At 66.2% G+C, this 21,594-nt stretch carries 21 protein-coding genes; 14 read left to right on the top strand and 7 right to left on the bottom strand.

Translation table 11 applies throughout. The features are described from left to right. Positions 1 to 23 precede the first annotated feature (23 nt). From EKO23_RS16050 to EKO23_RS16070, 5 genes are read left to right on the top strand one after another with little or no spacing between them, the layout of a single operon-like run. Positions 24 to 218, top strand: a complete 195-nt coding sequence (locus tag EKO23_RS16050) for a hypothetical protein (RefSeq protein ID WP_134719089.1) — start codon at positions 24 to 26, stop codon at positions 216 to 218. Further along, the gene (locus tag EKO23_RS16055; protein WP_134719091.1) at positions 187 to 603 is read left to right on the top strand and encodes a TadE family protein; all 417 of its coding nucleotides are present in this window, start codon (positions 187 to 189) and stop codon (positions 601 to 603) included. The genes EKO23_RS16050 and EKO23_RS16055 overlap by 32 nt, the downstream gene beginning before the upstream one ends. Next, the gene (locus EKO23_RS16060) at positions 600 to 1,022 is read left to right on the top strand and encodes a TadE/TadG family type IV pilus assembly protein (RefSeq protein ID WP_134719093.1); all 423 of its coding nucleotides are present in this window, start codon (positions 600 to 602) and stop codon (positions 1,020 to 1,022) included. Before EKO23_RS16055 ends, EKO23_RS16060 begins: the two co-directional genes overlap by 4 nt. Next, positions 1,019 to 1,438, top strand: coding sequence for a TadE/TadG family type IV pilus assembly protein (locus EKO23_RS16065; RefSeq protein WP_134719095.1), 420 nt, complete (start codon positions 1,019 to 1,021; stop codon positions 1,436 to 1,438). The genes EKO23_RS16060 and EKO23_RS16065 overlap by 4 nt, the downstream gene beginning before the upstream one ends. Then, on the top strand, positions 1,435 to 4,449 hold the full coding sequence (locus tag EKO23_RS16070) for a LysM peptidoglycan-binding domain-containing protein (RefSeq protein ID WP_134719097.1): 3,015 nt from the start codon (positions 1,435 to 1,437) through the stop codon (positions 4,447 to 4,449). The genes EKO23_RS16065 and EKO23_RS16070 overlap by 4 nt, the downstream gene beginning before the upstream one ends. 134 nt (positions 4,450 to 4,583) lie before the next feature. On the opposite strand, the gene EKO23_RS16075 is transcribed toward EKO23_RS16070, so the two are convergent. The 6 genes from EKO23_RS16075 to EKO23_RS16100 all read right to left on the bottom strand — a co-directional run bounded on the left by EKO23_RS16075 (position 4,584) and on the right by EKO23_RS16100 (position 12,041). Then, positions 4,584 to 5,573: a uracil-DNA glycosylase gene (locus tag EKO23_RS16075; protein ID WP_217702660.1), complete on the bottom strand. Its 990-nt coding sequence runs from the start codon at positions 5,571 to 5,573 to the stop codon at positions 4,584 to 4,586. Between the two features lie 102 nt (positions 5,574 to 5,675). Then, on the bottom strand, positions 5,676 to 6,500 hold the full coding sequence (locus EKO23_RS16080) for a hypothetical protein (RefSeq protein WP_134719099.1): 825 nt from the start codon (positions 6,498 to 6,500) through the stop codon (positions 5,676 to 5,678). Positions 6,501 to 6,506: 6 nt separating this feature from the next. Continuing rightward, positions 6,507 to 8,867, bottom strand: coding sequence for a DUF262 domain-containing protein (locus EKO23_RS16085; protein ID WP_134719101.1), 2,361 nt, complete (start codon positions 8,865 to 8,867; stop codon positions 6,507 to 6,509). Beyond that, the gene (locus EKO23_RS16090) at positions 8,864 to 10,654 is read right to left on the bottom strand and encodes a DUF262 domain-containing protein (RefSeq protein ID WP_167880513.1); all 1,791 of its coding nucleotides are present in this window, start codon (positions 10,652 to 10,654) and stop codon (positions 8,864 to 8,866) included. The genes EKO23_RS16085 and EKO23_RS16090 overlap by 4 nt, the downstream gene beginning before the upstream one ends. A gap of 47 nt (positions 10,655 to 10,701) precedes the next feature. After that, a complete protein-coding gene (locus EKO23_RS16095; RefSeq protein ID WP_134719105.1) occupies positions 10,702 to 11,214 on the bottom strand; it encodes a hypothetical protein in 513 nt (170 codons plus the stop codon). Then, positions 11,211 to 12,041 (bottom strand): class I SAM-dependent methyltransferase, encoded by an 831-nt coding sequence (locus tag EKO23_RS16100; RefSeq protein ID WP_134719106.1) that lies wholly within the window; start codon positions 12,039 to 12,041, stop codon positions 11,211 to 11,213. Before EKO23_RS16100 ends, EKO23_RS16095 begins: the two co-directional genes overlap by 4 nt. A 186-nt stretch (positions 12,042 to 12,227) precedes the next feature. On the opposite strand from EKO23_RS16100, the gene EKO23_RS16105 reads away from it, so the two are divergent. From EKO23_RS16105 to EKO23_RS16130, 6 genes are read left to right on the top strand one after another with little or no spacing between them, the layout of a single operon-like run. After that, positions 12,228 to 13,136, top strand: coding sequence for a bifunctional DNA primase/polymerase (locus EKO23_RS16105; RefSeq protein ID WP_134719108.1), 909 nt, complete (start codon positions 12,228 to 12,230; stop codon positions 13,134 to 13,136). Next, positions 13,133 to 13,474, top strand: coding sequence for a hypothetical protein (locus tag EKO23_RS16110; RefSeq protein WP_134719110.1), 342 nt, complete (start codon positions 13,133 to 13,135; stop codon positions 13,472 to 13,474). The genes EKO23_RS16105 and EKO23_RS16110 overlap by 4 nt, the downstream gene beginning before the upstream one ends. After that, positions 13,471 to 14,319, top strand: a complete 849-nt coding sequence (locus tag EKO23_RS16115; RefSeq protein ID WP_134719112.1) for a serine/arginine repetitive matrix protein 2 — start codon at positions 13,471 to 13,473, stop codon at positions 14,317 to 14,319. The genes EKO23_RS16110 and EKO23_RS16115 overlap by 4 nt, the downstream gene beginning before the upstream one ends. After that, positions 14,312 to 15,289, top strand: a complete 978-nt coding sequence (locus tag EKO23_RS16120) for a ParB N-terminal domain-containing protein (RefSeq protein WP_134719114.1) — start codon at positions 14,312 to 14,314, stop codon at positions 15,287 to 15,289. The genes EKO23_RS16115 and EKO23_RS16120 overlap by 8 nt, the downstream gene beginning before the upstream one ends. Positions 15,290 to 15,334: 45 nt before the next feature. Next, a complete protein-coding gene (locus tag EKO23_RS16125) occupies positions 15,335 to 16,000 on the top strand; it encodes a hypothetical protein (RefSeq protein ID WP_134719116.1) in 666 nt (221 codons plus the stop codon). Positions 16,001 to 16,007: 7 nt separating this feature from the next. Beyond that, positions 16,008 to 17,126: a C40 family peptidase gene (locus EKO23_RS16130; RefSeq protein WP_134719118.1), complete on the top strand. Its 1,119-nt coding sequence runs from the start codon at positions 16,008 to 16,010 to the stop codon at positions 17,124 to 17,126. Positions 17,127 to 17,141: 15 nt separating this feature from the next. On the opposite strand, the gene EKO23_RS16135 is transcribed toward EKO23_RS16130, so the two are convergent. After that, positions 17,142 to 19,538, bottom strand: a complete 2,397-nt coding sequence (locus tag EKO23_RS16135; RefSeq protein ID WP_134719120.1) for a cold shock domain-containing protein — start codon at positions 19,536 to 19,538, stop codon at positions 17,142 to 17,144. A 124-nt stretch (positions 19,539 to 19,662) separates the two neighbouring features. On the opposite strand from EKO23_RS16135, the gene EKO23_RS16140 reads away from it, so the two are divergent. The 3 genes from EKO23_RS16140 to EKO23_RS16150 are packed head-to-tail and all read left to right on the top strand — an operon-like array spanning position 19,663 to position 21,594. Continuing rightward, entirely contained in the window at positions 19,663 to 19,953 is a 291-nt protein-coding gene (locus EKO23_RS16140; RefSeq protein ID WP_246051128.1) for a DUF6112 family protein, read from the top strand. A 33-nt stretch (positions 19,954 to 19,986) separates the two neighbouring features. Next, the gene (locus tag EKO23_RS16145) at positions 19,987 to 20,292 is read left to right on the top strand and encodes a DUF6112 family protein (protein ID WP_134719122.1); all 306 of its coding nucleotides are present in this window, start codon (positions 19,987 to 19,989) and stop codon (positions 20,290 to 20,292) included. Between the two features lie 9 nt (positions 20,293 to 20,301). Continuing rightward, on the top strand, positions 20,302 to 21,594 hold the full coding sequence (locus EKO23_RS16150) for a TrbL/VirB6 family protein (RefSeq protein WP_134719124.1): 1,293 nt from the start codon (positions 20,302 to 20,304) through the stop codon (positions 21,592 to 21,594).

Raw genomic sequence — 21,594 nt, forward strand, 5'->3', positions numbered from 1 at the left:
AGGACCGATCAAAGGAGGAACACATGTTGAAAGTCCTGGTCTTGCTTCAACTCGCCGTCCTGACTGGCTGCGACGACCTGCGGGCCGCCCGGCGAGACGAGCGCGGCTCGGTGACCACGGAGCACGTCCTCTGGGCGGTCGCCGTGATCGCCATCGTCGGGATTGTCGTTGCGGCCGTGACGAGCTATGTCAAGAGTCAGGCCGGCAACATCAAGTAGGCGCCGTCGGCGGCGCGACGACCGGGGCTCGGTCTCGATCGAGCTCGTCGTCCTGCTGCCCGCACTGTTCGCGGTCATGTTCCTCGGGATGCAGGCAGCGCTCTACTACCACGCGCAGACGGTCGCCATCGCTGCTGCGCAGCAGGGCGCCAGAGCCGCTGGAGCCGAGCAGGGCCGGGAGTCCGACGGAGTGGGCGCCGCCAACGACTTCCTCGCCGATGCCGGTGGCGATTACGTCCTCACAGCGACCTCGACCAGCGCGAACCGGACCGCCACCACCGCCACCGTGACCGTCAGCGGCTTCTCCCTGAGCGTCATTCCGGGGTGGAAGGTCCGCATCACTCAGAGCGCCAGCGTGCCGGTCGAGCAGGTGACGGCACCGTGATCCGCCGGGACGAACGCGGTTCAGCTGCGGTCGAGGCCGCGATCGGCGTACCCGCCTTCGCGCTCTTCGTCGGCCTGGTCATCTTCGGAGGCCGTACGGCGACCACTCATCAGGCGCTTCAGTCCGCCGCCGCCGATGCTGCTCGGTCAGCCTCACTCGCCCGCAACGCGGACGTCGCCCGAGCGGATGCACGCGCCGCGGCCACTTCGAGCATCACCAATCAGAAGATCGGGTGCTCGGCCATCGACGTCGTCGTCGACACGAGCGACTTCGACAAGCAGCCTGGCGTTCCTGGCTCGGTGAACGTCACTGTTTCCTGCCGACTCGACCTGTCCGATCTCGCCGTTCCGGGAGTCCCCGGATCCCGCGTCATGCGCGCGACGATGTCCAGCCCCATCGACACCTGGCGGGAACGATGAGCCGCCGGGAGGAGCGCGGCTCCATCACCGTGTGGCTGGCCCTGTCTAGCTTCGTGATGATCTTCCTCGTCGGACTGGCGACCGACCTCGGAGGCCAGGTCCACGCCCACGAGCGTGCCCACGACGTCGCCGCGCAGGCCGCACGGGCCGGTGGCGAGGAGGTCGAAGGAAGCTCCGCCATCCAGGGCCACGACCTCGCGATCTCCCCCGCCGCCGCGCGTGCCGCCGCCCAGCGCTACCTCGACGCGGCCGGCGTCACCGGAACGGTCGCCATCAACGACGGCACCACGATCACCGTGACCGTCACGGACTCCTACGACCCGCAGTTCCTCGGTCTCATCGGCATCAACCGCCTCGACGTCACCGGCACTGCGACCGCGCGACTCGTCCGCACCCTCGGAGGTAGCGAGCAATGAACAAGACCGACTCCAGGCTGCGCGGCTTGCTGGCCACCATCACGCTCGTCGCCTTCGTGGTCGGGGTGCCCGTCGTGCTCATCTCCATCGACGCGCTCCCCGACCCGAGCGCGTTCACGTGGACGAGGCTGACGGCTCAGGACGACGGCACGCTCGCCCTCCAGGTCATCACCGCTATCTGCTGGATCGCGTGGGCCGTCTTCACGTGCCAACTCGTCGCGTCGATCCTGTCGCAGGCTCGCGGCATCCGTACGCCGCGCCTCCCAGGTCTTGCAGTTCCTCAGCTCGCCGCAGACCGCTTGGTCGCGGCCGCGGCGCTGCTGTTCGTCGCAGTCCCAACGGTCAGCGCCGTACTGCCCCAGCCTCGGGCGCATGCGGCGGTTGCCGCGCCGCTGCCGGACGAGCCGCAGGTAGCAATTGCTCTGGATGCGCCACCAGAACCGCGAGCAGACGAGCACATGCAGACGGTCCAGCCGCAGACCGAGCGCTACACGGTCAAGCGCGGCGACAGCCTCTGGAAGATCGCCGAAGAGCGACTCGGCGACGGCACGCGGTACGTCGAGCTCGTTGCCCTCAACCAGGCCGTCCTCGACGGGCGTCCCGACTTCCTCCTGCCCGGGACCGTGCTCAAGGTCCCCGTCGCCGACGACTCTTCGGACGGCTCGTACGTCGTCCAGCCCGGTGACACCCTCTCCGAGATCGCCGAGGACCAACTGGGCGACGCCGACGCCTACCCGTCGATCTTCCGAGCATCGCGCGACACTGTCCAACCGAACGGCGCCCACCTCTCCGACCCGGATCTCATCCTGCCCGGCTGGAAGCTCACGATCCCGGGACAGTCGGAACCGGTCGAGCCTCAGGAGCCGAAGCATGTCCAGGAGCCGCCTCGGCAGGACGCGACTCCACCTACCGACGGAGCTACTCCTCCCGCTCCCGAAGCATCTGACCCCGAACCCGAGCATGCTTTCGCCGACTCCGCCGAGGACGAGACCACCCCGACCTGGCTGCTCCCGGGACTGGCCGGCGCTGGAGCACTCCTGGCCGGGTCGCTCTGGCTGGTGCTGCGACAGCACCGGCGAACCCAGCTCCGCTATCGCCGACCCGGAAGGATCATCGCCCCACCGCCGGCCGAGCTGCTCGCTGTCGAGAAGACCGTGCAGGTGTCGGGATCCGTCACCGCCCATCCGATCGAGGAGCTTGATGCGGCGCTCCGGGGCCTGGCCCCTGCACCTCGCCTGCTCTCCGTCCGGATCTCCTCCAGCCGGATCGTGCTGACGCTCGCGCAACCGGCTGAACTCCCTAAGCCATGGATCGGAGAAGGCGCTGCGTGGCACGTACCTGTCGAGGCGGTCCCGACTCCGCCCCCGGACGCACTTCCGCCGTACCCGATGCTGGTCAGCGTCGGTCAGTCGGACGACGGCGCGCTCGTGCTGCTCAACCTCGAGGAGATGCGCGCGCTGGCGCTCACCGGGGCAAGCGAACCGAGCGTGGCGCTGGCTCGCCATCTGATTGCGGAGTTGGTCGTCAACCCTTGGGCCTCACCAGTGCACATCGAAGCGCTGGGAATCGGCGCGGAGTTGGCGGCGATCAACCGCGACTTCCTCCACGTCCACGAGCCCGGAGACGACGTATTCCTTGACGCGCTTACCGACGACCTTGCGACCGCCAGCCCGACCGGGGAGCCGGATGAGTTCCACGCGGCGATCATCGCGGGCGGCGACAGAGGTCCGGACTTGACGCACCTGGCCGGGGCCCTCGTTGGCTTCCCGGGACGCGCCGGCCTCGCTCTGGTCAGCGTCGGAGGGGAACCGTCCCCGCCATACGTCGACGTCCACGTGAGTGCCGGAGGGCGTATGCGGATCCCTTCCCTCGACCTCGACCTCGCCACCGCGGGGTTGACCGCCGCCGAGGCGGAGGCGTGTGCGGCGCTGATCGATCTCACTTCGGAGGCTCAGGTGGTGCCGGTCCCCCGCGCCGCCGACATGGAAACCGTGACGGACTGCGCGGGCGCGCTCGTCGACGAACTCACCGACCCGCGTCCGGAGGAGCAACCGGCTGGCGCCTCGTCACTCCTGCCGCTCGAAGCCCACGTCTACGCCGACCGGGCGGCAACGACCGTCGACGATGTCGCGTCTCTCGCGCCCAACGCTTCTCCGGAAGCCGCAAGGGCCGTCCATGCCTCCGATCCGGACCTGGATGAGGACCTCGCCCGATGGGACTCCCCGGTTCCCGTGGCGCCGAAGGTGACCCTGCTGGGTCCGGTCACGGTCAGGACTCTGGGCGACGCGACCGCCACGGCCCACCGCCGGCCCTACTACGTCGAGTTCCTTGCCTATCTCGCGCTCCACCCGAACGGGGTCACCGCGGAGAAGCTCGCAGAGGACCTCTGCATCCGTCCTCAGAAGGCGCGATCCGACCTGAGCATCATCCGGAAGTGGCTCGGGCAGAGCCGGGCGGGCAAGCCATTCCTCCCCCGCGCGCAACAGACTCATCAGGACGGCGTCCCGGCGACCTACGCCCTCGACGGGGTTCTCTGCGATCTCGACCTGTTCAGGCGCCTCCGCGCGCGCGGACAGAGCCGCGGCGCCGAGGGGATAGCTGACCTCATCGCGGCGCTGCACCTCGTGAGCGGCGAGCCGTTCACCGACCTTCGCAAGGACGGGTGGGGATGGCTTCTTGAGGGCGACCGCCTTGACCACATCATGACCGCCGCGATCGTCGATGTCGGCCACATCGTCACCACCCATGCACTGGCCCTCGGCGACCTCGGTCTTGCCGACTTCGCGTCCAGCGTCACCCTCGCCGCATCGCCGTACGACGAGATCGCGAACCTCGACCGCGTCGCGGTCGACCGAGCCATGGGGGACGAAGGGGCAGCCAATGTCCGGCTGCGGAATGGAGTCTCCAACCGGAGCGATGACGATTATGGACCGATCCAGATGCCTCCGCGGACCACAGAAGTACTCGAGGGCAAGCGACAGCCGAGTCCGACTCGGCGGCAAACAGGTTGATGCGCCGCGCCGGCGCACCCGTGCGCGGCGCGTCGGGCGAAGATCGCGACCGGGAACCTCGCGATAGGTGGACGCAGGCACCACTGGACACCAGGCCTGCTCCTGAAGCGGTCCGTCCTCCGGGTCGTTGCGGCTCAGCTGGTCCGCGCCCAATCGATCGTGCCACGACCGGACTCGCGCAGGAACGCGTTGGCCTGGCTGAACGGCTTGCTGCCGAAGAACCCCTTGTAAGCAGACCGCGATGCCGGGTGGACCTGTTCGATGACGCGGTGCTTTTCGGTGTCGACGAGCTTGACCTTCTTGCGGGCGTGAGCGCCCCACAAGATGAACACGACCGGTTGGTCCTTCGCTGAGATCGCCGAGATGACCGCGTCAGTGAAGGTGTGCCACCCCTGGCCCTTCCGGCGCCATCCTCGGTGTGCCGCGTGGTCCGTGTCGCTACCGGCGCGCAACGTCAGCGCCGTGTTCAGAAGAAGGACGCCTTGGCGTGCCCAACCTTCCAAGCTGTTGCTCGTCGGTACTGGAACCCCCACGTCGTCGGCCAGTTCAGTGAAGATGTTCTTCAGGCTGTCCGGGGTCTTCGCCACGGGATTCGAGACCGAGAATGCGAGACCGTCGGCATCGCCAGGCGTCGGGTAGGGATCCTGACCGAGGATGACGACACGCACCTCGTCGTAGGGTGTCAGCTCGAAAGCCCGGAACGTCTGCTCCGCGGGCGGGAAGACCTCATGCGCCCGCCGCTCCGACGCGACGAAGTCGATGAGCTCGGACCAGTAGGGAGCTTCCAGCGTCGCCGCCAGGTGAGCGCGCCAATCACCCGGCAGCCCGAGAGGTGCGTCGGGGGGCAGGTCACGCTGCGTTGCCTTCGGGTGCCGCCGGATCGCTTCGAGAACATCGTAGAAGTCCTCAGCGATCGGGCCGTGGCCAACGTGGTGGTGTTCACGCTGCCGGTAGAACGCCCACGCCCGGAGGAAGTCGACTCCGCACCACTCGGGGATCCGCTTGGTCGCCGCGTGTTCGGCCATGGCTGGACGGAGCACCTCGAGGAGGGCTTCGGGCGAGTGTGCGAAGCGCGCGTAGCCGTCGTAGCTGAGTGCCCACCGCAGTTCCGCTTCTGTCACCACAGGTCTGATCTTTCCAGCATGGGCCGACTCAAATGGCGCCTGAAGTGGGTTCCCATCGTGGGTTGCCGGATTCGGTGGCAGTGGGATCGAGTCGTCGGTCCACTATTCAAGGTTTCCTCGCACGCGGTGCTCCCCCGCCCGCGCCGCGATCTCGGCGAGCACCTTCGGCGGTGTTGGACGAGGGGGCAACTCGCCCTGCGCCGGCGGCGTGAGGTAGGGCGACAGCATGCGAACCAGGGAGTCCAGCGTGGGGCCTCCCCAGTACTCGGGCTCGTCCCAGATGTCCGCGAAGCTGACCGGGTCGTCGCCGTATTCGTACTTGCCTGGATCGACGTCAGGGTTGCGAGGTGACCAGACGTGAAGGTTGCAGTCGTCAATCCCGACGATGTGCCGATCGTTCCATCGCAGGTACACATCAGGCTCGCTGAGGTCGCCCATCCAGTCGAGGTCAATCGGTTCCCAGCGATATCCGAGCGCCGAGACGAACTCGTCAGTGCTGACACAGCAGAGGTCGGCAAGCTCAGGAACAATCGTGCGCTCTCCCGCGTCCCGCCACTCTTCCTCCGTCGGGATGGACATCAAGCACTTCGCGATCGTGGTGCGGTCGTCACATTCGACCATGTAGGCGTCGAACTGATCCTTCGTGAACGGAAACGCGAGGTGCCACATGGTCACGCGACCGCCAAGGGTCGCGAACGCGATCGACTCGTCGTCGTGTTCGACAGTGGCGTCACCCGGATCCTCTGCGAGCGCTCCATGGATCCAGTCATCGATGTCGTCAACGTCGCGTTCGAGCAGGGTGACGAGCTGCTCAATACTGCTGACCTCGGTGTCATCGGGCCAGTCGACATAGGTGCGTTCGACGGGCACTTCGTCGTGCGGCAGGTCTCCGTGGTCCGCGTGCATCAGGCTGTGCTCCTTCGGCATCCGGAGCTAGAGGTTCGCTTGGTACAGATGATGGACGAGCTGGATGCAGCGCTGAACTCGGTCCTCGCGATCCACAAGTGCACCGTTGACCGGAGCCTGCTCGATGTGTACACGTTCGCCATCTGCGCCCGGGAACGTCGCGAGGGCAGCGCTCGCTCGCATGGCGATGTCCTCGTTGTCATCAGGGACCACGATCTCAAAGCTGTCGTTAAGGCATCGGATCTCGACTGAGGACTGAGCTATGGCCATGCCCGGGTCGTCGCGGTGCCACCACTTCGGCTCACGAGCCACAGCCCCAAGGTTTCCCTCCACCCAAGCCGCTCTCAAGAGCGCGTCGCTGAAGTACGCGTTGTAACTCCCTCCGTGCAGCATTCGGAGTCGGCCATAGCTGAACCCACCACGACTTTCGTCATAGCCGTTGTTGTGGAAGTACCCCTCGCCCACTGCGCTCCGGGCGCCGGCGTAGCGGACGAAGTAGTAGCGCCAGTCGAAGTGTCTACGAGACTCGCGATCGGCGAGCCATTCTCGACGGATCGCTACGAGCCCATCATCTGCACTCCCGCCGGTGGCCTCCATCCGCTGGTGGACGTCGTCGAGCAATTCCATGAGCGGAATCCGTGTGCGCGCGACCGACGCACGACTGCCAGTTGTGAAGAGGTCGCGCCAAGAGTCGTCCTTGGTTGAGCTTCCGAGCTGCCGGCGAGTCCCATTCCAGCCGACCTCGCGCGAGTAGTCCGCCTTCGTGAGGAGCGCGGCGCCGAGCGAATCTCGAACGGATGGGTGTGCCACGAGCTCAAATACGTTCGCCCGGGTCGGCAGGGTTTCGGGATCGAGCTCGAAGGCGAAGAGCCGTCCACGGATGACGGATAGATCCTCAAGCTTGTGTAAGGCCGGCACCACTTCAGGGTGCGCATCCGCGACCTTCCACTTCTCCACCTCGTCCGCAGTCCACTCGGCGTTGAAGCCCTGGGCGTTCTCGAGCGTCCCCTGAAGCATCAAGCGCTCGACGGTGCCGACGTACTCGGACATCCGCTTACGGTCGATGAAGGCCGACTCGGCCAAGTTGCGAAGAGTTCGGAGCCTCTGGTCGCGGGCCGGTGGTTCCAAGCCGTCGCTCTGGCGCGACAGAAGCACGGCGAACAGCATCAAAGTCTCCGCGAGCGAGAATTCCTGGCCGTAGGAACTGATGCAGCTGCCGAAGAGGTCGGGCGAGGCTGAAACCAAGAGTGGCAGCGGGCCGTCACCGGAGCCGCCTGCGGTGAACAAGCTTGAGAACTCCGCGGCCGGGTCCACCCCGCTCCATGTGTCGAACGCATGGAAGAAGAAGTCACGGTTCCGGTCGGCGTTCGCGTTGTTCTCGTCCGCGAACGCCAGTCGGGCGCGTTCCTCGATCGGCCACTCCCGAGAGGCTGCCTTGTCCCGCCATCGGCGGTCGGGCTGGCCATCTCGCCACTCGCAAATGTCGATGATGAAGGTGAGGTACCGCATGAACTCGTCGTCAACGACGTAGTCACTATCGTCTGCCTTCTCGTACTCCCACAGGACGTCGGCCCAGTCGCCATCGATGCTCATGGCGAGGTGCTCGTAGCGGTCGTGGGTGTGCCCGATGACGGGGCAGTCGCTCCCGCTGAGGACGGGCTTGAGCATGCCCTCCAGGTCAGCCTTGAACACCTCAAAGGGGGTCAGCGGCTTTCCGCGGGAGTTCATCTTGATGTACAGATCTTCGCCGTACTCCATGTCGGCGACGGGCAGGAAGAGGAACCAAACGGCTCGGTCGGATCGCTTCTCAAGGCGTGCCCAAACGTCGGAAAAGTCCGGGGCGTCGGCCACGAAGCGTTCGTGGAGGGCGTCGAGCATGACGAGCATGGACGAGATCGTCGGGTCCTGCCGCCAGGGGTACAGGTACCACGGTTGGTCAGTGACCCATGCCCGCGGCGACGCCGGTCCACCCGGGTATGGGTTTTCTGCGAGCGACTCGCAGAAGTCCCGCGCGGTTGGGCGCGTGGCGTAGGAGAACCGCAGCCACGCCGCCGCCGGATCGAGGGCATTTGCCCTCGATGCCACGTACCAGTGCAGAAGGAACAAGGTCGTGAGTCGCTGTTGCCCGTCGAGCGGGCGGAGAACTCCGGCCTTGACATCGCCGTAAACGAAGTCCAGCGCCATCTCGGCATCGCTCACGCATGCGCGAACAATCGCGTCGAGGAAGCGCTCGCGGATTCCGCTCGCCTCGTCGTCGGGGCGCCCTTGGGCAAAGTCTCGCTGAATGATGGGGATCTCGATCGACGTGATCGCCGGTCGGCCCTCCCCCGGGGGCTCGAAGAGCTCGATGAATGTCGACGGGTAGCCCTTGAGGTGCTGTTCAATCATGCGACGTCCTGGCCCTCGGCATCCACCTCTACGGCTAGAAACGTCCCGATCGCGGCGAGCAGCTTCTCGTAGTACTGCTCCTGATCTTGGGGGCCCCAGATCGAGAGCTGCTGGTCGGCCGCTGCGGTGTAGTACTTGAGGAAGACGTTTCGGGTGCAGGGCAGGATGTAGGCGCCTGCCTCGTCGAGCTCGACGACGCGCTCGCGCTTGAGAGCAAACACCGCGTTGTTCAGCTTGCTGTTGAAGTCGCGCTGGAGCAGTGCCAGGTTGCTGAGGCCATGCAGGTTCTCCTGGGTAGAGCTACCTCCGGGAGAGCCAAAGAGCGCGAAGGCCTTATCCAAGATCTCCTGGAACCCGATGTCGTCGGTCCTGCCAGGAGCCAGTGCCAAGTGCGCGTCGATCAGCCCAGCCACTTGCTCGGCGGCCGGCGCAAGCTCCGCGCTCCACTCCGTGGAGCGGATCTTCTTGACGTGCGCCTCAAGCCAGTCTCGCCGCTGGTTCTCCTTCTTGAGCCCCTCAGCGTTCTGGGCATGGATGTGCTCGAGCGACCACCCGTCACGTGCATACGCGTGGAACGAGAAGCGGGCACCGCGGTCGCTACTTGCCAGGACCGTCTCAACGTTCATGAGGAGCAGAACGTCAGTGCACTTCGCATCGTTCTTGCCGTACTGGAGCAACGACACCTCATCGCGCGAAAGCTTGAGCCTCTGACGAGTGCGGTCGACCAGAGCCGCGCGGAACGCAGAGTGAGTCTGCGATCGCGAAGCCTCGATCAGGTCAGGGACAGAGTCCCCGATCGCGACCAGATACCCGATCCGGTGGTAGAGCTCGCGGTCATGGAACCAACCGGTGAGCAGGCCGTGCCTGGCGACGACATCGCGCCAGAATGCCGCCGCTCCCCGCTTCTCGATGTCGTCCCGAACCTTCTCAAAGGTCCAGTACCGAGGGCGGACGCGAAGGCCAGCCGGAGGAGTCATACTCTCGAAGAGGAAGTCAATGTGGGTCGGCCGTCGCGTCGTAGAACCGGTGAGGAACGCCCAGAACTGGTCGTCCCGAAGGTCGCGTTCGAACGCGTCCCACTGCGCGGCGATCTCCTCTTGCCGGCCAGGTTGCCCCACAGCTGCGCCGCTGTTCGACAACACGAGCGCCTTGATCAGCTCCGAATCCGTGAGCGGGATGCGGTCACGGTTTAGCCGGGTGAAGAGGTCGTTGGGATTCGTGTCACTCGGCGCCTCGTACCAAATGACGTATACCCACTCCGACAGCGCGTTGTAGATGTCGTTGGCGGCCTTCTTCGGATTCGTCTGCTCACGGAACCATTCCGTGATCTCGTCGTAGGCGACGGCAATGTGGTGGAAGTCGATGTTGGACTTCCGCACTTCGTCGTCCAGGGTCTCCAGGTGCTCGAGGAAGTGCCGACTGTCATTGCCCTCCTGATTGCGCGTCTCGTACGAGAGCGTGTACTCGACCTTGGCGTCGGGGTCCCTCGTGCCGATGTACTTGGCGATCAGGTACAGGGTCGTGAGGCGCTGCTGGCCGTCGACGAGTTCCCAGAGTCCCTCCCCGCGAGACAGCACCACGACGGGCTGGAGGTAGTAGTCGCTTGGCGTCTTGCCTTGCTTGCGCGCATCGTCAGCGTTTGCCTTGATGTCATCAAGTAGCTGCCGGACTTCGTGGCGGCCCCATCGGTATCCGCGCTGGTAGGCCGCGACTAGGAAGTCGCCCGAGATGAAGGGCTCACCGTCGTTGCCTGGGATGACCAGTCTCGGCTCGAGAGTTGCCTCCACGCGTTCTCCTGCTCGTCGTTGTTCTACCGTCGTCACGGTATCGGCGATCAGCCGAGTCCGTGGTCGAAGACTCCGCTGATCATGTGCCTCATGGTCCGCGAGCATCCCTCGGGCAGACTGCCGTGCAGCCAGGTCCACATCAGGTCTGCTGCGGCGTAGGGCTGCCAGAGCTCGAAGCCGAATGCCGGACGGCGCCCGCTCGGCTTCGGGTAGTCGCCCGGGCCGCCGCGGTAGACGCGCTTGGCGAAGTCGTCAGGGGTTCCGTCGTGAGCGTCAACGACCAAGCCTGTGGGGTATCGCATCGTCTGACACCACCGCCGTACGTCTCCATCGGACCACTCGACGACCGCCCACTCACCTGGTTCCGGCAGGCTCGACACGAGCACTGACAAGTGCTCCACGTTGCGCACCGCGGTGCCGCTGCGGCGATATCCGTGAGGGCACGAGAAGATGGGCTGGTCTGGGCTGACAGCGGTCAGGTCCTCGAGCCAGGACTCGGCTTCAACGCCGAGCGACACGACAGGAGCGGTCCAGAGCTCCGTCGCCACATCCGCCGTCATGACGCATCCCGGAGGGACGAGATCCGCCGCACAGACTCCGCGGAGACGTCGCGGACGGACCAGTCGTTGCCGGCGACGTCGATGACAGCCAGTTGAGCGACCTGCTCCACCTGTCGGCGCTCGGCGGGACCCATTTCAACGGATGTATCCACAATGACCCAGTCGAACTGGCCGGGCGTGAACTTGCCCGCGCGGAGTGCATCCCGGATGTCGACGGGATACACGGCGGCCGCCTTGGGGTGCTTGCGGAGCAGCAGGTTCAGCATGGCCTGGCTGGAATCGACTCCGGCGTAGCGCTCAGGCGCAACGATCGTGAGATCCAGCACGCGCCCGGTCCCGCAACCGATGTCGAGCACGTGCGGTGGGTACGTGCCCCGAACGCCAGCAAGAAGGTGCTTCACTCGATCACGCTCGCCATCAGTGATCGGGTGCCTGGCATCCCACCACGTGGCGATTTCATCGAAGGGGGTCTCGATGCCACTGATCGTCGCCGGGGCATTCTGGATCCCGTAGAACAGCTCGGTCGTCGCCCTGTTCACCAGCGTTGTGTCCGTGAAGTGCCTGTCCTCGGTCCACCACCGGTACCGGCCGTCAGGGCTAACCAGGTAGATCTTCGTCAGCGAGTAGTACTTGCCCGGTTGACCAAACGTGTGGATGACGCGAGCGGCGCGGACCATGTCATCGTGCGTTACGCCGGGCGTGCGGTTCTCGACCACGTAGTGGTGCGGAGCCGTCTCGGCGTAGGTCTTGGCGAAGGTCCACTCAAGCTCAGCGGCTCGCGTGAGCCACCACTCGAGGTCGGCCTGGGTAATGCGGTCCTGCGTCATCGGGGCTGTCCTGGGGTTCGTTTGTCCGATGGCCAGATCATCGTCGCGACCACCGACAGAACCGAGCGCGCTCGAAGCAGAACGGCTTAGGGATACCTCCTGACCTGCGCAAACGCAGGTATCCCCCTCTCCGATCCGGCTAGGTATCCCGAAATCGTGGATACCTGACGACGCATCGTCGGGGGCATGCTCGACCCCAACAACCCGATTCCGACGTGGTCGGCGTCGACGATGCAGCGAGTCGCCGACGAGCCCACGCTCGCGGCCGCCGCGCTGCGCTATGCCAACCTCGGCATCCCGGTCTTCCCGTGCGTCCCGGGCGGCAAGCAACCGCTCACGCCCAATGGCTTCCACGATGCGACCTCCGTCGCCCGCGTCGTCCACGCCTGGTGGCAACGCACCCCCGACGCAAACATCGGACTGCCCACAGGCGCAACGACCGGCGTCCTCGTCGTCGATGTCGACGTCCATCCCGGCGCGAGCGGGTTCGACGCCTTCGAACGAGCGCGGAGCCAGGGGTTCGCAAACGACTGGGCGTGGCTGGTGCGAACGCCCTCGGGCGGGCTCCACGCCTACTACCCGACCGTCCGCGGCCAGGAGCAGCGCAGCTGGCAGGCCCCCTCGGCGCACATCGACTTCCGCGGCGACGGCGGCTACGTCATCGCTCCCCCGTCGCGTGTCACAGTCGAGGACGCCCAGCGGTCGTACGACGTCATCGCCGTCGCCACGCACCCGGTGAAGCCTGTCGATGCGCTGGCGCTCCGCCGGTTCCTGGAGCCACCGCGACCGGCGCGGACTCCCCCGCCGCCCGGCATGCCCGCCAAGGGATGCCGCCCCGACGCCCTGGCGCGAACCGTCACGCTCACGCCGCAGGGCGGCCGCAACCGCACCCTCTTCTGGGCGTCATGCCGGATGGTCGAGAACGGGCTGAGCCACGCGGAAGTCATGGGCTGGCTCGGGCCGGCAGCACAGTACGCCGGTCTCCCGGACCGCGAGATCGAGACCACGGTCGACTCCGCGTTCCGCATTGCCTCCCGGCTCGGCCCGGGGAGCCGCCCGGGCCCTACCCCAGCGAGTGAAGGGATCCACCTGTGAACACGCACGCCGAGTACCGCCGCCACAGCTATCGGCCGCCGGAGCACCCCAGGCCTGCCGAGGCCGTCGAACCCACCGCCATCGAGCTCGCACGGCACCGTGATCCGTCACTCGGGCCCGAACAGTCGGCACACGCGCAGGCGCAGAAGCGGATCGCCTGGGTACGCCCCACCGAGCTCGGCTCCTACCTCGGCCCGATGGTCGGCCGCGGGATCGCTCTCCAGACAGAGTTCGTACGACGAGCGCGCCGTACGCCGGCCACGACGACCCGGACGCTCCGCCACCACGGACCGGACCGATCAGCGCCCGCCGTGAGCCAAGAAGGACTCGGACTGTGAACGCCTCGTTCGCCACCCCTGAAGGACTCCGCGCACTCCTGCAGCGGCTTCACGACCGGGAGAGCGTCGGCTACTGGGCTTGGCGGCAGGACCCCGAGGCGGAGCGGCTGATGCAGTTCACGATCCGCAAGTACCGATTGCTTGCGCGCGCACACAATTGCGAGCCGGAAGACTCGGCCTACGCCGCCTTCGAGGCAATGCGCACGCGCTCGGTGAGGTGCGCGGACGACCCGTGGGCCGTCATCACCCGTGCCGTCCAAGTCAGCCTGATCGCCGAGGAGCGCGCGGCCGGGTTGCTCTGCTCGACGGCCCAGGCGCGCAGGCGGGAGGTCATGCGTCACCACGACGCGCGCCGCTTCGGCGAAGACGAGACGGGGTTCCTGGAACTCCTCGCTGAGAGCAGGGGTCCGTCGCCGGTGGACCCGGCGGCGTCGGCGCCGCGGTTGAAGCCCGGGGAGACGGCGCCGACGACAGCGTTCGAGGCGCTCAACCTCGTGATCAGCATGTTCGTCGCCCTCGGCTGGCCGAGCAGCAGCGCGACCTGCACGCTCGACTACATCGCCACGCGGCTCATGGAGGCCGGCGACCGCCACGTCGCCCACGCCCATCTTCGGCGCGACCTAGCTGGCCGCGTGGCCCTCGACCTGGACCGCGACTCCTGGGCCACCGTGCTGCGGATCGTGCTCGGCAACCCGGACAAAGCGGCGGCCGCGACTCGGGCCGGCGTCGGCGTACTCGCCATGCTGGTCTGCGACTGGAAGGTCGTCGACCTGCTCGCCGACGACGGGCTCGTCGTGGAGATTCGCGACTCTGCCCCGAAGGTCGCCAGGAGGATCGATGTCTGACAAGGGACACATCGAGCTCGAGCGACAGATCGATTCGATCATCGTCGGCGTGCGTCATCGCCGCGACCTCGGCGACATCAGCGCCCTGATGCGTTCGATCGAGGAGGTTGGACTGCTACAGCCGATCACGGTCACCCCTGACGGGGTGCTCGTCTGTGGCTTGCGCCGCCTGGAGGCGATGCGTCGGCTCGGGCGGCGCACCCTGAATGTGTGGGTCCGGTCAGGCATCTCCGATCGGCTCTCGCACCTGCTCGCCCAGCAGGACGAGAACGAGCAGCGCAAGCCGCTATCTCCTGTCGAAACCGCGCGCCTCTACGAGGAGATCAAGATCCTGGAGAAGGAAGATTCGGAGCGGCGACAGGCAGCCACGCGGTTCGGCAGCATTGGCAACGACGGCGGAGCCAACGGTGGTAGTGAGTCACTACCACCGCACGGAAAGACCAATTCCATCGCCGCACACATCGTCACCGGGAGCGACGCATCCCAGCGGCTCGATCGGATCAACTGGATCAGGTCCGTTGCCGAGGATGAGAGCCTGGGCACGTCGGTGCGCGAGTTCGCTGCCAACATGCTGACCGAGATCGACAACGACGCACCGGTCGCTCCCGCGTACAAGCGCGTGAAGGCCGCCGTCGAGCTCGCCAGCAGCCCGCCTCCCCCGTCCCAGGACGAGGAGGACGAGGTCGCCCGGCTCGCGGCCGAAGCGCTCAAGCGCGTCCAGGAGGAAGAGAACGCCAAGCGCCTCCGCGCTCTGCGGAGCAAGACCAAGCGCGCACCGAAGCACCACAGTCCGCGGTCGTTCGTGCTGATGTGGTCCGAGCTCGAGGGCTGGACCGCGCTGTACGACATCGGGGAGCTTGCCGCTGCTCTCAAGGACGAGGATTGGGCGCGCTTCGAGCGCGTCGTCGCCGAGACGATCGAGCTGCGTGACCGGCTCCGTGAGGCACGTACGGCTGCCGCGTCGGCCTGATCGGCGTACCTACCGAGTGTCTGCCACCTCGACCTCGGAGCCTCGATGCGCAACCTCACCTGGCGCCAGATCGCCGTCATCCTCGGCTGTGTCCTCACCTTCGCGACCCTCGCCGTCGGCATTTACGGACTCGTGCGCGGACCCCAAACCTCCCAGTCCACCCCGGCGCCGCGACCGCCCGGAGATTTCGGGGCTATCCCGGAGGAGGCGACTCCGGTGGTCACGCTCGATGATCGCTCCCTCCCACACACGACCGATCCGATCGCATACGCACGCGCCGTGGCTTCCTCGCTGTTCGACTGGGACACCAGCCTCGGCTTCCTGCCGACCGACTACACCGCCGCCGTCCTGGCCGACGCCGACCCCTCCGGCGAGGAGACGCCAGGCCTGATCGCCGACGTGGCCACCTACCTGCCGACCGTCGACCAATGGCTCGACCTCGGGGCGATGGAAGTGCGTCAGACCATCGAGATCGACGGCGCGTACGTCCCCGAGTCATGGACCGCCGCGGTCCAGCAAGCCCATGGTCACCTCCGACCGGGCACCACGGCCGTCACTATCACCGGCACGCGGCACCGAAGCGGCGTATGGAACGGCGAGAGCGCCGACTCGTCGCACCCAGTCGCGTTCACCGTCTTCGTCGCCTGCGAGCCCTCGTTCGACCGCTGCCGTGTCCTGCGGCTCTCGCAACTCGACAACCCGCTCAAGTGAAGACGCCATGGGCGTCAAGTTGTTGGCCGTCGGCGCTGCGGCCGCCGTACTCCTCGCTCCCGGCGCAGCGGTCCTGGGCGTCGCGACGCTGATCAGCCCCGCCGCGGCCGGATCGGGCAGCTGCATGTGGGAGGGTCAGGCGACGGAGAGCCTCGGCGTCAGCGGCCCGGTGCCGGACAGCCTGAGCGCGGCGAACACCAACGGTGAGACCGTCACCCTTAACCAACAGCAGCTCACCCGCGCCGGCGCGATCATCGCCACCGGCCAGAGCGAGAACATCCCTGCCCGTGGCCAGATGATCGCGATCATGACCGCGCTGACCGAGTCGTCGCTACGGGTCCTGTCGAACACCGGCGCCTACCCCGACTCCGGCAACATCCCGAACGACGGTGACGGCAGCGACCACGACTCCGTGGGCCTCTTCCAGCAACGCCCCGCCGCCGGATGGGGCAGCGTCGAGAACCTGATGGACCCCGTCTGGTCATCCCGTGCCTTCTACGGCGGACCCAGCGGCCCGAACCACGGCTCGCCGCGGGGCCTGCTCGACATCGACGGATGGGCGTCGATGAACCCCGGCGCTGCGGCCCAAGCCGTGCAGGTCTCGGCCTATCCCGACAGGTACGCCGTCAACCAGCCGGTCGCGGAGAAGGTCCTGGCGACGCTGAGCAGAGTGTCGCTCTCGAGCGAGCTCGCGTGTGCTCAGCCGGCGGGCGACGTACCGATGAACCTCCCGGCAGGATTCGCCGGCGACTTCATTAAGGCCGCCGCGTCGCAGCTTGGCAAGCCCTACGTCTGGGGCGGAGGGAACTTCGAGGGACCCACCGGCGGCGGCTTCGACTGCTCCGGCCTCGTCCTGTACGCGGCCTACCAAGCCTCTGGCGGACGCATCCGTCTCCCTCACTACTCCGGCGACCAGATCCACGCCGGCACGGGCATCCCCTTTGGCGAGAAGAGGCCCGGGGACCTGATCTTCTTCAGCTACCCCGGCGCCGGCGGCCCGCATCACGTCGCGATCTACGTTGGCGGCGACCGGATCCTCCATGCGCCTCGGACTGGCGATGTCGTCCGCTACGGGACGATCGGTGAATTTTCGGGCGAAGTCATCACCATCCGTCGGCTCGGCTAGGACATGCGGATCGTTCTAGCGCAACACCGCATCTGTCGCGCGAATCCTTCCGTCTGCCCCAGATTCCACCTTGATGTCGACCCGCATACCCACCGTCAGAGCGTCAACTGCGACGTGAAGCACGGACTTGTGCATCAGGACTCGCCCGTGGACTGGCGACAACGCGAAGCCGAAGCCTCGATCTCCAATGAGCTCCGCGACGAGCGCCGCCGAATGATCCTGAAGGGGTGGCTCCTGCAGTCCTGCCGGCTGCGCAGAAGCTACGAAGGTCGCACGCTCCTTCCCGTCCTGCATGCCTGAGGCGAAGCAGACGCGGAGACCCGGCGCGATGTCCGCGTCCAGGACGCCGAAGACGTTGCTGAGGTGGAAGAACACTTCTCGGTCCATGCATGCGATGAACCCGAAGCCCCGGTCGGCGACATACCTGACGACCTCGCCCTCCTCCCAGTCGACCTGATCGGGGATAGGTTCCGGATCCGTCTTCGCCTGCGATTCAGCCAACTCCAGTTCGCGCCGGACCGCCCCGGCAGCCGCCTGAACGAAGTCGAGGTGCGGACCTGTCCGCGAGGCCGACACAGCCAAACGGCAACCAAACTTCGCACGGGTCAATGTGACGTAGGCGAGGTTGCGTTGTCGGGCGAGAGGCCCGCCCATGCTCCGTCCGAGTTCCTCGAATCCCAAGATGAGAACCCGGGAGGCCTCGACACCGCGGGACGAGTGATACGTCACCAGACGAACGGCACCTTCGGGACGGAGGCTACGTCGCGCTTCGTTGTCGACTTGATCGATGTACGGGCATCCAACGAGCTCGAGCGCGTGGATCACACGTTGGGCGACGTAGTCACCGCTGTTGCCACGCTGCTGGTGGGCGTGGGGCTTCGGCACGAGGATGGCGAGGTCGCCGGGAGAGCCAAGACGTTCCAGCAGTTCGAGCTCTTCGGTGATGAGGCGCGCATAGGCACGAACCATCCCGTCCCGGTACTCGGCGACTGTCAGCTCGTCAGGCAACCCGGGAAGATTGGCAAAGGCCGGGGGCTCACCCAACCGATCAAATTCCTCGCCGCCCAGGTCGAGGGTCAGTTGGTCCTCGACGACCGGGTGACGAGCCACGAAATCCGTAATCCCATCCAAACTTGGGGAGACTTCGTGCGTGCATCGGGCGACAAGGTGGTCCGCTTTCCCGCTCCGGTATACCCGCTGCATCCGGTGTGCACGCTTCGCGCTCTCGACACGAGACTTGTAGGCGGTCAGCCACGGGGCCGGGGCATCGCGGTACAGGGCTTGGCCTCGTCCCTCGGCGACGAACCACTCCGCATCTGGATCGCTCGACCAGCGCAGCAGCTCGTACATCCAGTCCTCAACATCTTGGGCTTCGTCGACAAGCACCGTGCTGAACCGCTCGGTTGGCTGCTGGTCGCGAATTAGTCGTCGGACCTTCGCAAACACCCATCCATCGAAGCCGCTCGCGCTCTCGTGGTCCCCGCTGACATTCGGATAACGCTCGAGCAGCTGATGCACGTCAAGCACGTCGAGGTTCTCGGACCGATCACCAGTCACCACGTCCGCCAGCAGCATGCGGCGAAGTTCCGAGGCTAAGACCTTGTTGTGGCAAGCAAGCACCACGTTGCGGCCCGCTCGTGCATGACCGAGGGCAATCTCCAGGAGCCGGAAGGTCTTGCCAGTGCCGGGCGGTCCGCTGAACAGCACCTCTTGGATGCCGGTGCCATCGACGGGTTGGACGTACTGCCGGCGAGTCTTGTTGAGAGACTGCTCCACCACCCGCATGCGCTCTACGTCGTTGCTTGTGGGACCAACTGCATCATCCGGGGAGATGGCGGAGGCGATGCTCTGAATCGCTGATGCTGTGAGCGGAAACCGTCGGTCTTCGCCACCCCCAATAGGCGGGTGGTCGATGACAGAGATGAGGACCGCCCGGAGGGCTTCGGCAGACTGAAGGTCCTCCTCGAAGATCATGCTCTTCGCCTGCGCGATCACTCCTGGATGTGCCCACTTCGAGACGAAGTCGCTGCGGCGAATCCTGGGGAAAGCAGCCGTCACGTGCACGAAGGGGATGTGCTTCATTCCCGAGGACGAGCGAAGGAACTGAACCAGTCGCTGCTGTCCCTTGAGCGCCTGCTGGAGAGGAGTCTTGGTGCCCGGACGGTTCCTGATCCTGCATGAGCCCTGGCCGTAATGCTCGATTTCCGAAAGAGGAACTCCCTTTACTTCGATCACGAAGACACCGAGTGCCTCCACAGCCACGATCGCGTCAAGGTCAGTGACTCCTGCGAGATAGTTCACTCCGAACCAAAGATGGGTGTCGTCGCCGCCAAACGCGACATGAGCTTCGGCGTGGATCCGCTCACCGCCCATCCCGTCACCGGATGGCAGCGGAGTGTGCAAGTGTGCCATCTCAACTCCTGCATCTCCGGCGGGCGCTAGCCCAAGCAGGCTAGCCAACTCAACGGCCTCAGCAGGTTCACTTCAGCAATCGCGCCCTAGGGACGTGATCGGACGAGTTCGGCCACCTATCTGTGTGATCCAAGGTCTGGCTCTGGCCGATGATGTCAATCCCAACTTCGGCGCCGTCGGTGGTTCTGGCGAGCTCGGTGCGATCGTCGGCGCCCTCCTGACCTACAGCCTGATCGTCGCCGTACTCATGCTCGTCATCTCGGCGACGACCTGGGCGATCGCTTCGAGCTCGGGCAGTTGGCATACCGCTCAGAAGGCGAAGACCGGCTGCTTCGTTGCAGTCGGCGGAGCGGCACTGACGGGGGCCGCGCTCACGTGGGCCAACTGGCTGCTGGACATCGGCCCGCACCTCTAAGGCGTCCGCTCGTCCGACCTCAGGAGCCCTCAGATGGACCTACTCACAGCAGCACTCCTACTCCCCCTCGACATCTCGATCGATCCCAACTCCAACGGCCTACCCGGGATCGGCCAGCTAAAGAAGATCGTCGGCGCCTCGATGACGGTGGGCCTCGTACTCGCCGTACTGGCGTTGATCATCTCGGCGATCGTGTGGGCGCTGGGAGCCAACTCGTCGAACCCGCACCTGGCCGGGCGGGGCAAGCTCGGCGTCCTCGTCGCCCTCGGTGCCGCGATCGTCTGTGGCGCCGCGGTGACGCTGGTGAACTTCTTCTGGAACGTCGGCCAGCAGGTCTGAGGATCGATCATGGGTGTCTGCGACGTACCGGTGATCCACGAGGTCTGCAACGCCGCAGGCGACGCAGCCGGCGCGGTCATCACCGCCCCGTTCGATTGGCTCGCTCAGGGCATGGGCGGCGCGGCCGAGTGGATGTTCACCTCCGTCTGGAAGGTCATCGACACGACGACGTATGTCGACGTGACCAGCGGCGAGTACACGAAGGTCTACAACATCATGTTCGGCGTCGGCGTCTTCGTGATGCTCGGCTTCTTCATGCTCCAGGTCATCGGAGGCATGATCCGACGCGAACCCGCCGCGCTCTCCAGAGCCGCACTAGGACTCGCCAAGTCGATCCTCGGATCGTTCGTCGCACTCGCCCTCCTCGCGACCGCGCTCGAGATCACTGACCAGCTCTGCATCGGCATCGTCAACGCAGCGGGCACCAACATGAACGAGATGGGCGACAAGGTCGCCGTACTCGCCGCGGGACTCGGTGCCATCAACCTCAGCGCCCCCGCCGCCGGAGCGATCCTCACGATCTTCCTCGCCAGCCTCGCCATCATCGGCGCGATGGTGGTCTGGATCAGCCTGCTGATCCGCAAGGCACTCCTTCTCATCGCGATCGTCTTCGCACCGATTGCCCTCGCCGGCGCCAGCTGGGACCACACCAGGACGTGGCTGAGCCGGTGGGCGACGTTCGTGATCGCGATGATCCTCTCGAAGGTCGTCCTCGTGGTGATCTTCCTGCTCGCCACCGCCCAGGTGTCGGCGCCGATCGATGCCGACCTGGAGTCCGTCAGCCAGCCGATGGCGGGCGTCGTACTGATGCTGATGGCCGGGTTCGCGCCGTACCTGACCTACAAGGCCATCGCCTTCATGGGCTTCGACATGTACCACGCAATGTCGGCCGAACAGGAGGCCAAGGCATCACTCAACCGGCCGATGCCGATCCCGCTCTCTCGTCCTGCCGGCAGCGAGCCGGCGAAGGTCCTGGGCTGGGGCGGCGCAGACGGTGGCGGCGGTACGACGTCAGCCAACTTGCCCACGGCCACGGGACCGTCCACTGCCGGACCATCGACCGGAACTAGCGGCGGAGGCGCCGCAGCAGATGGCGCCTCCGGAGGTGGTGCGGCGGCGGGCGGCGCAGTTGCCGCCGGCGTTGTGGTCGCGAAAGAGGCGGCAGCGGCCGGTCCTCGGCTCGGCAACTTCGTCGCCGCCCAGGCGACCGGACAGGCACAGGCGCATGAGTCCGCCGCTCCTTCGACAGTCCCACCGCCAGTCGCGGACTCGACGCTGGTCGACACCGCGGGGAAGAAGTGA

This window comes from Nocardioides guangzhouensis (assembly GCF_004519545.1).
Classification (GTDB): Bacteria; Actinomycetota; Actinomycetes; order Propionibacteriales; family Nocardioidaceae; genus Nocardioides; species Nocardioides guangzhouensis.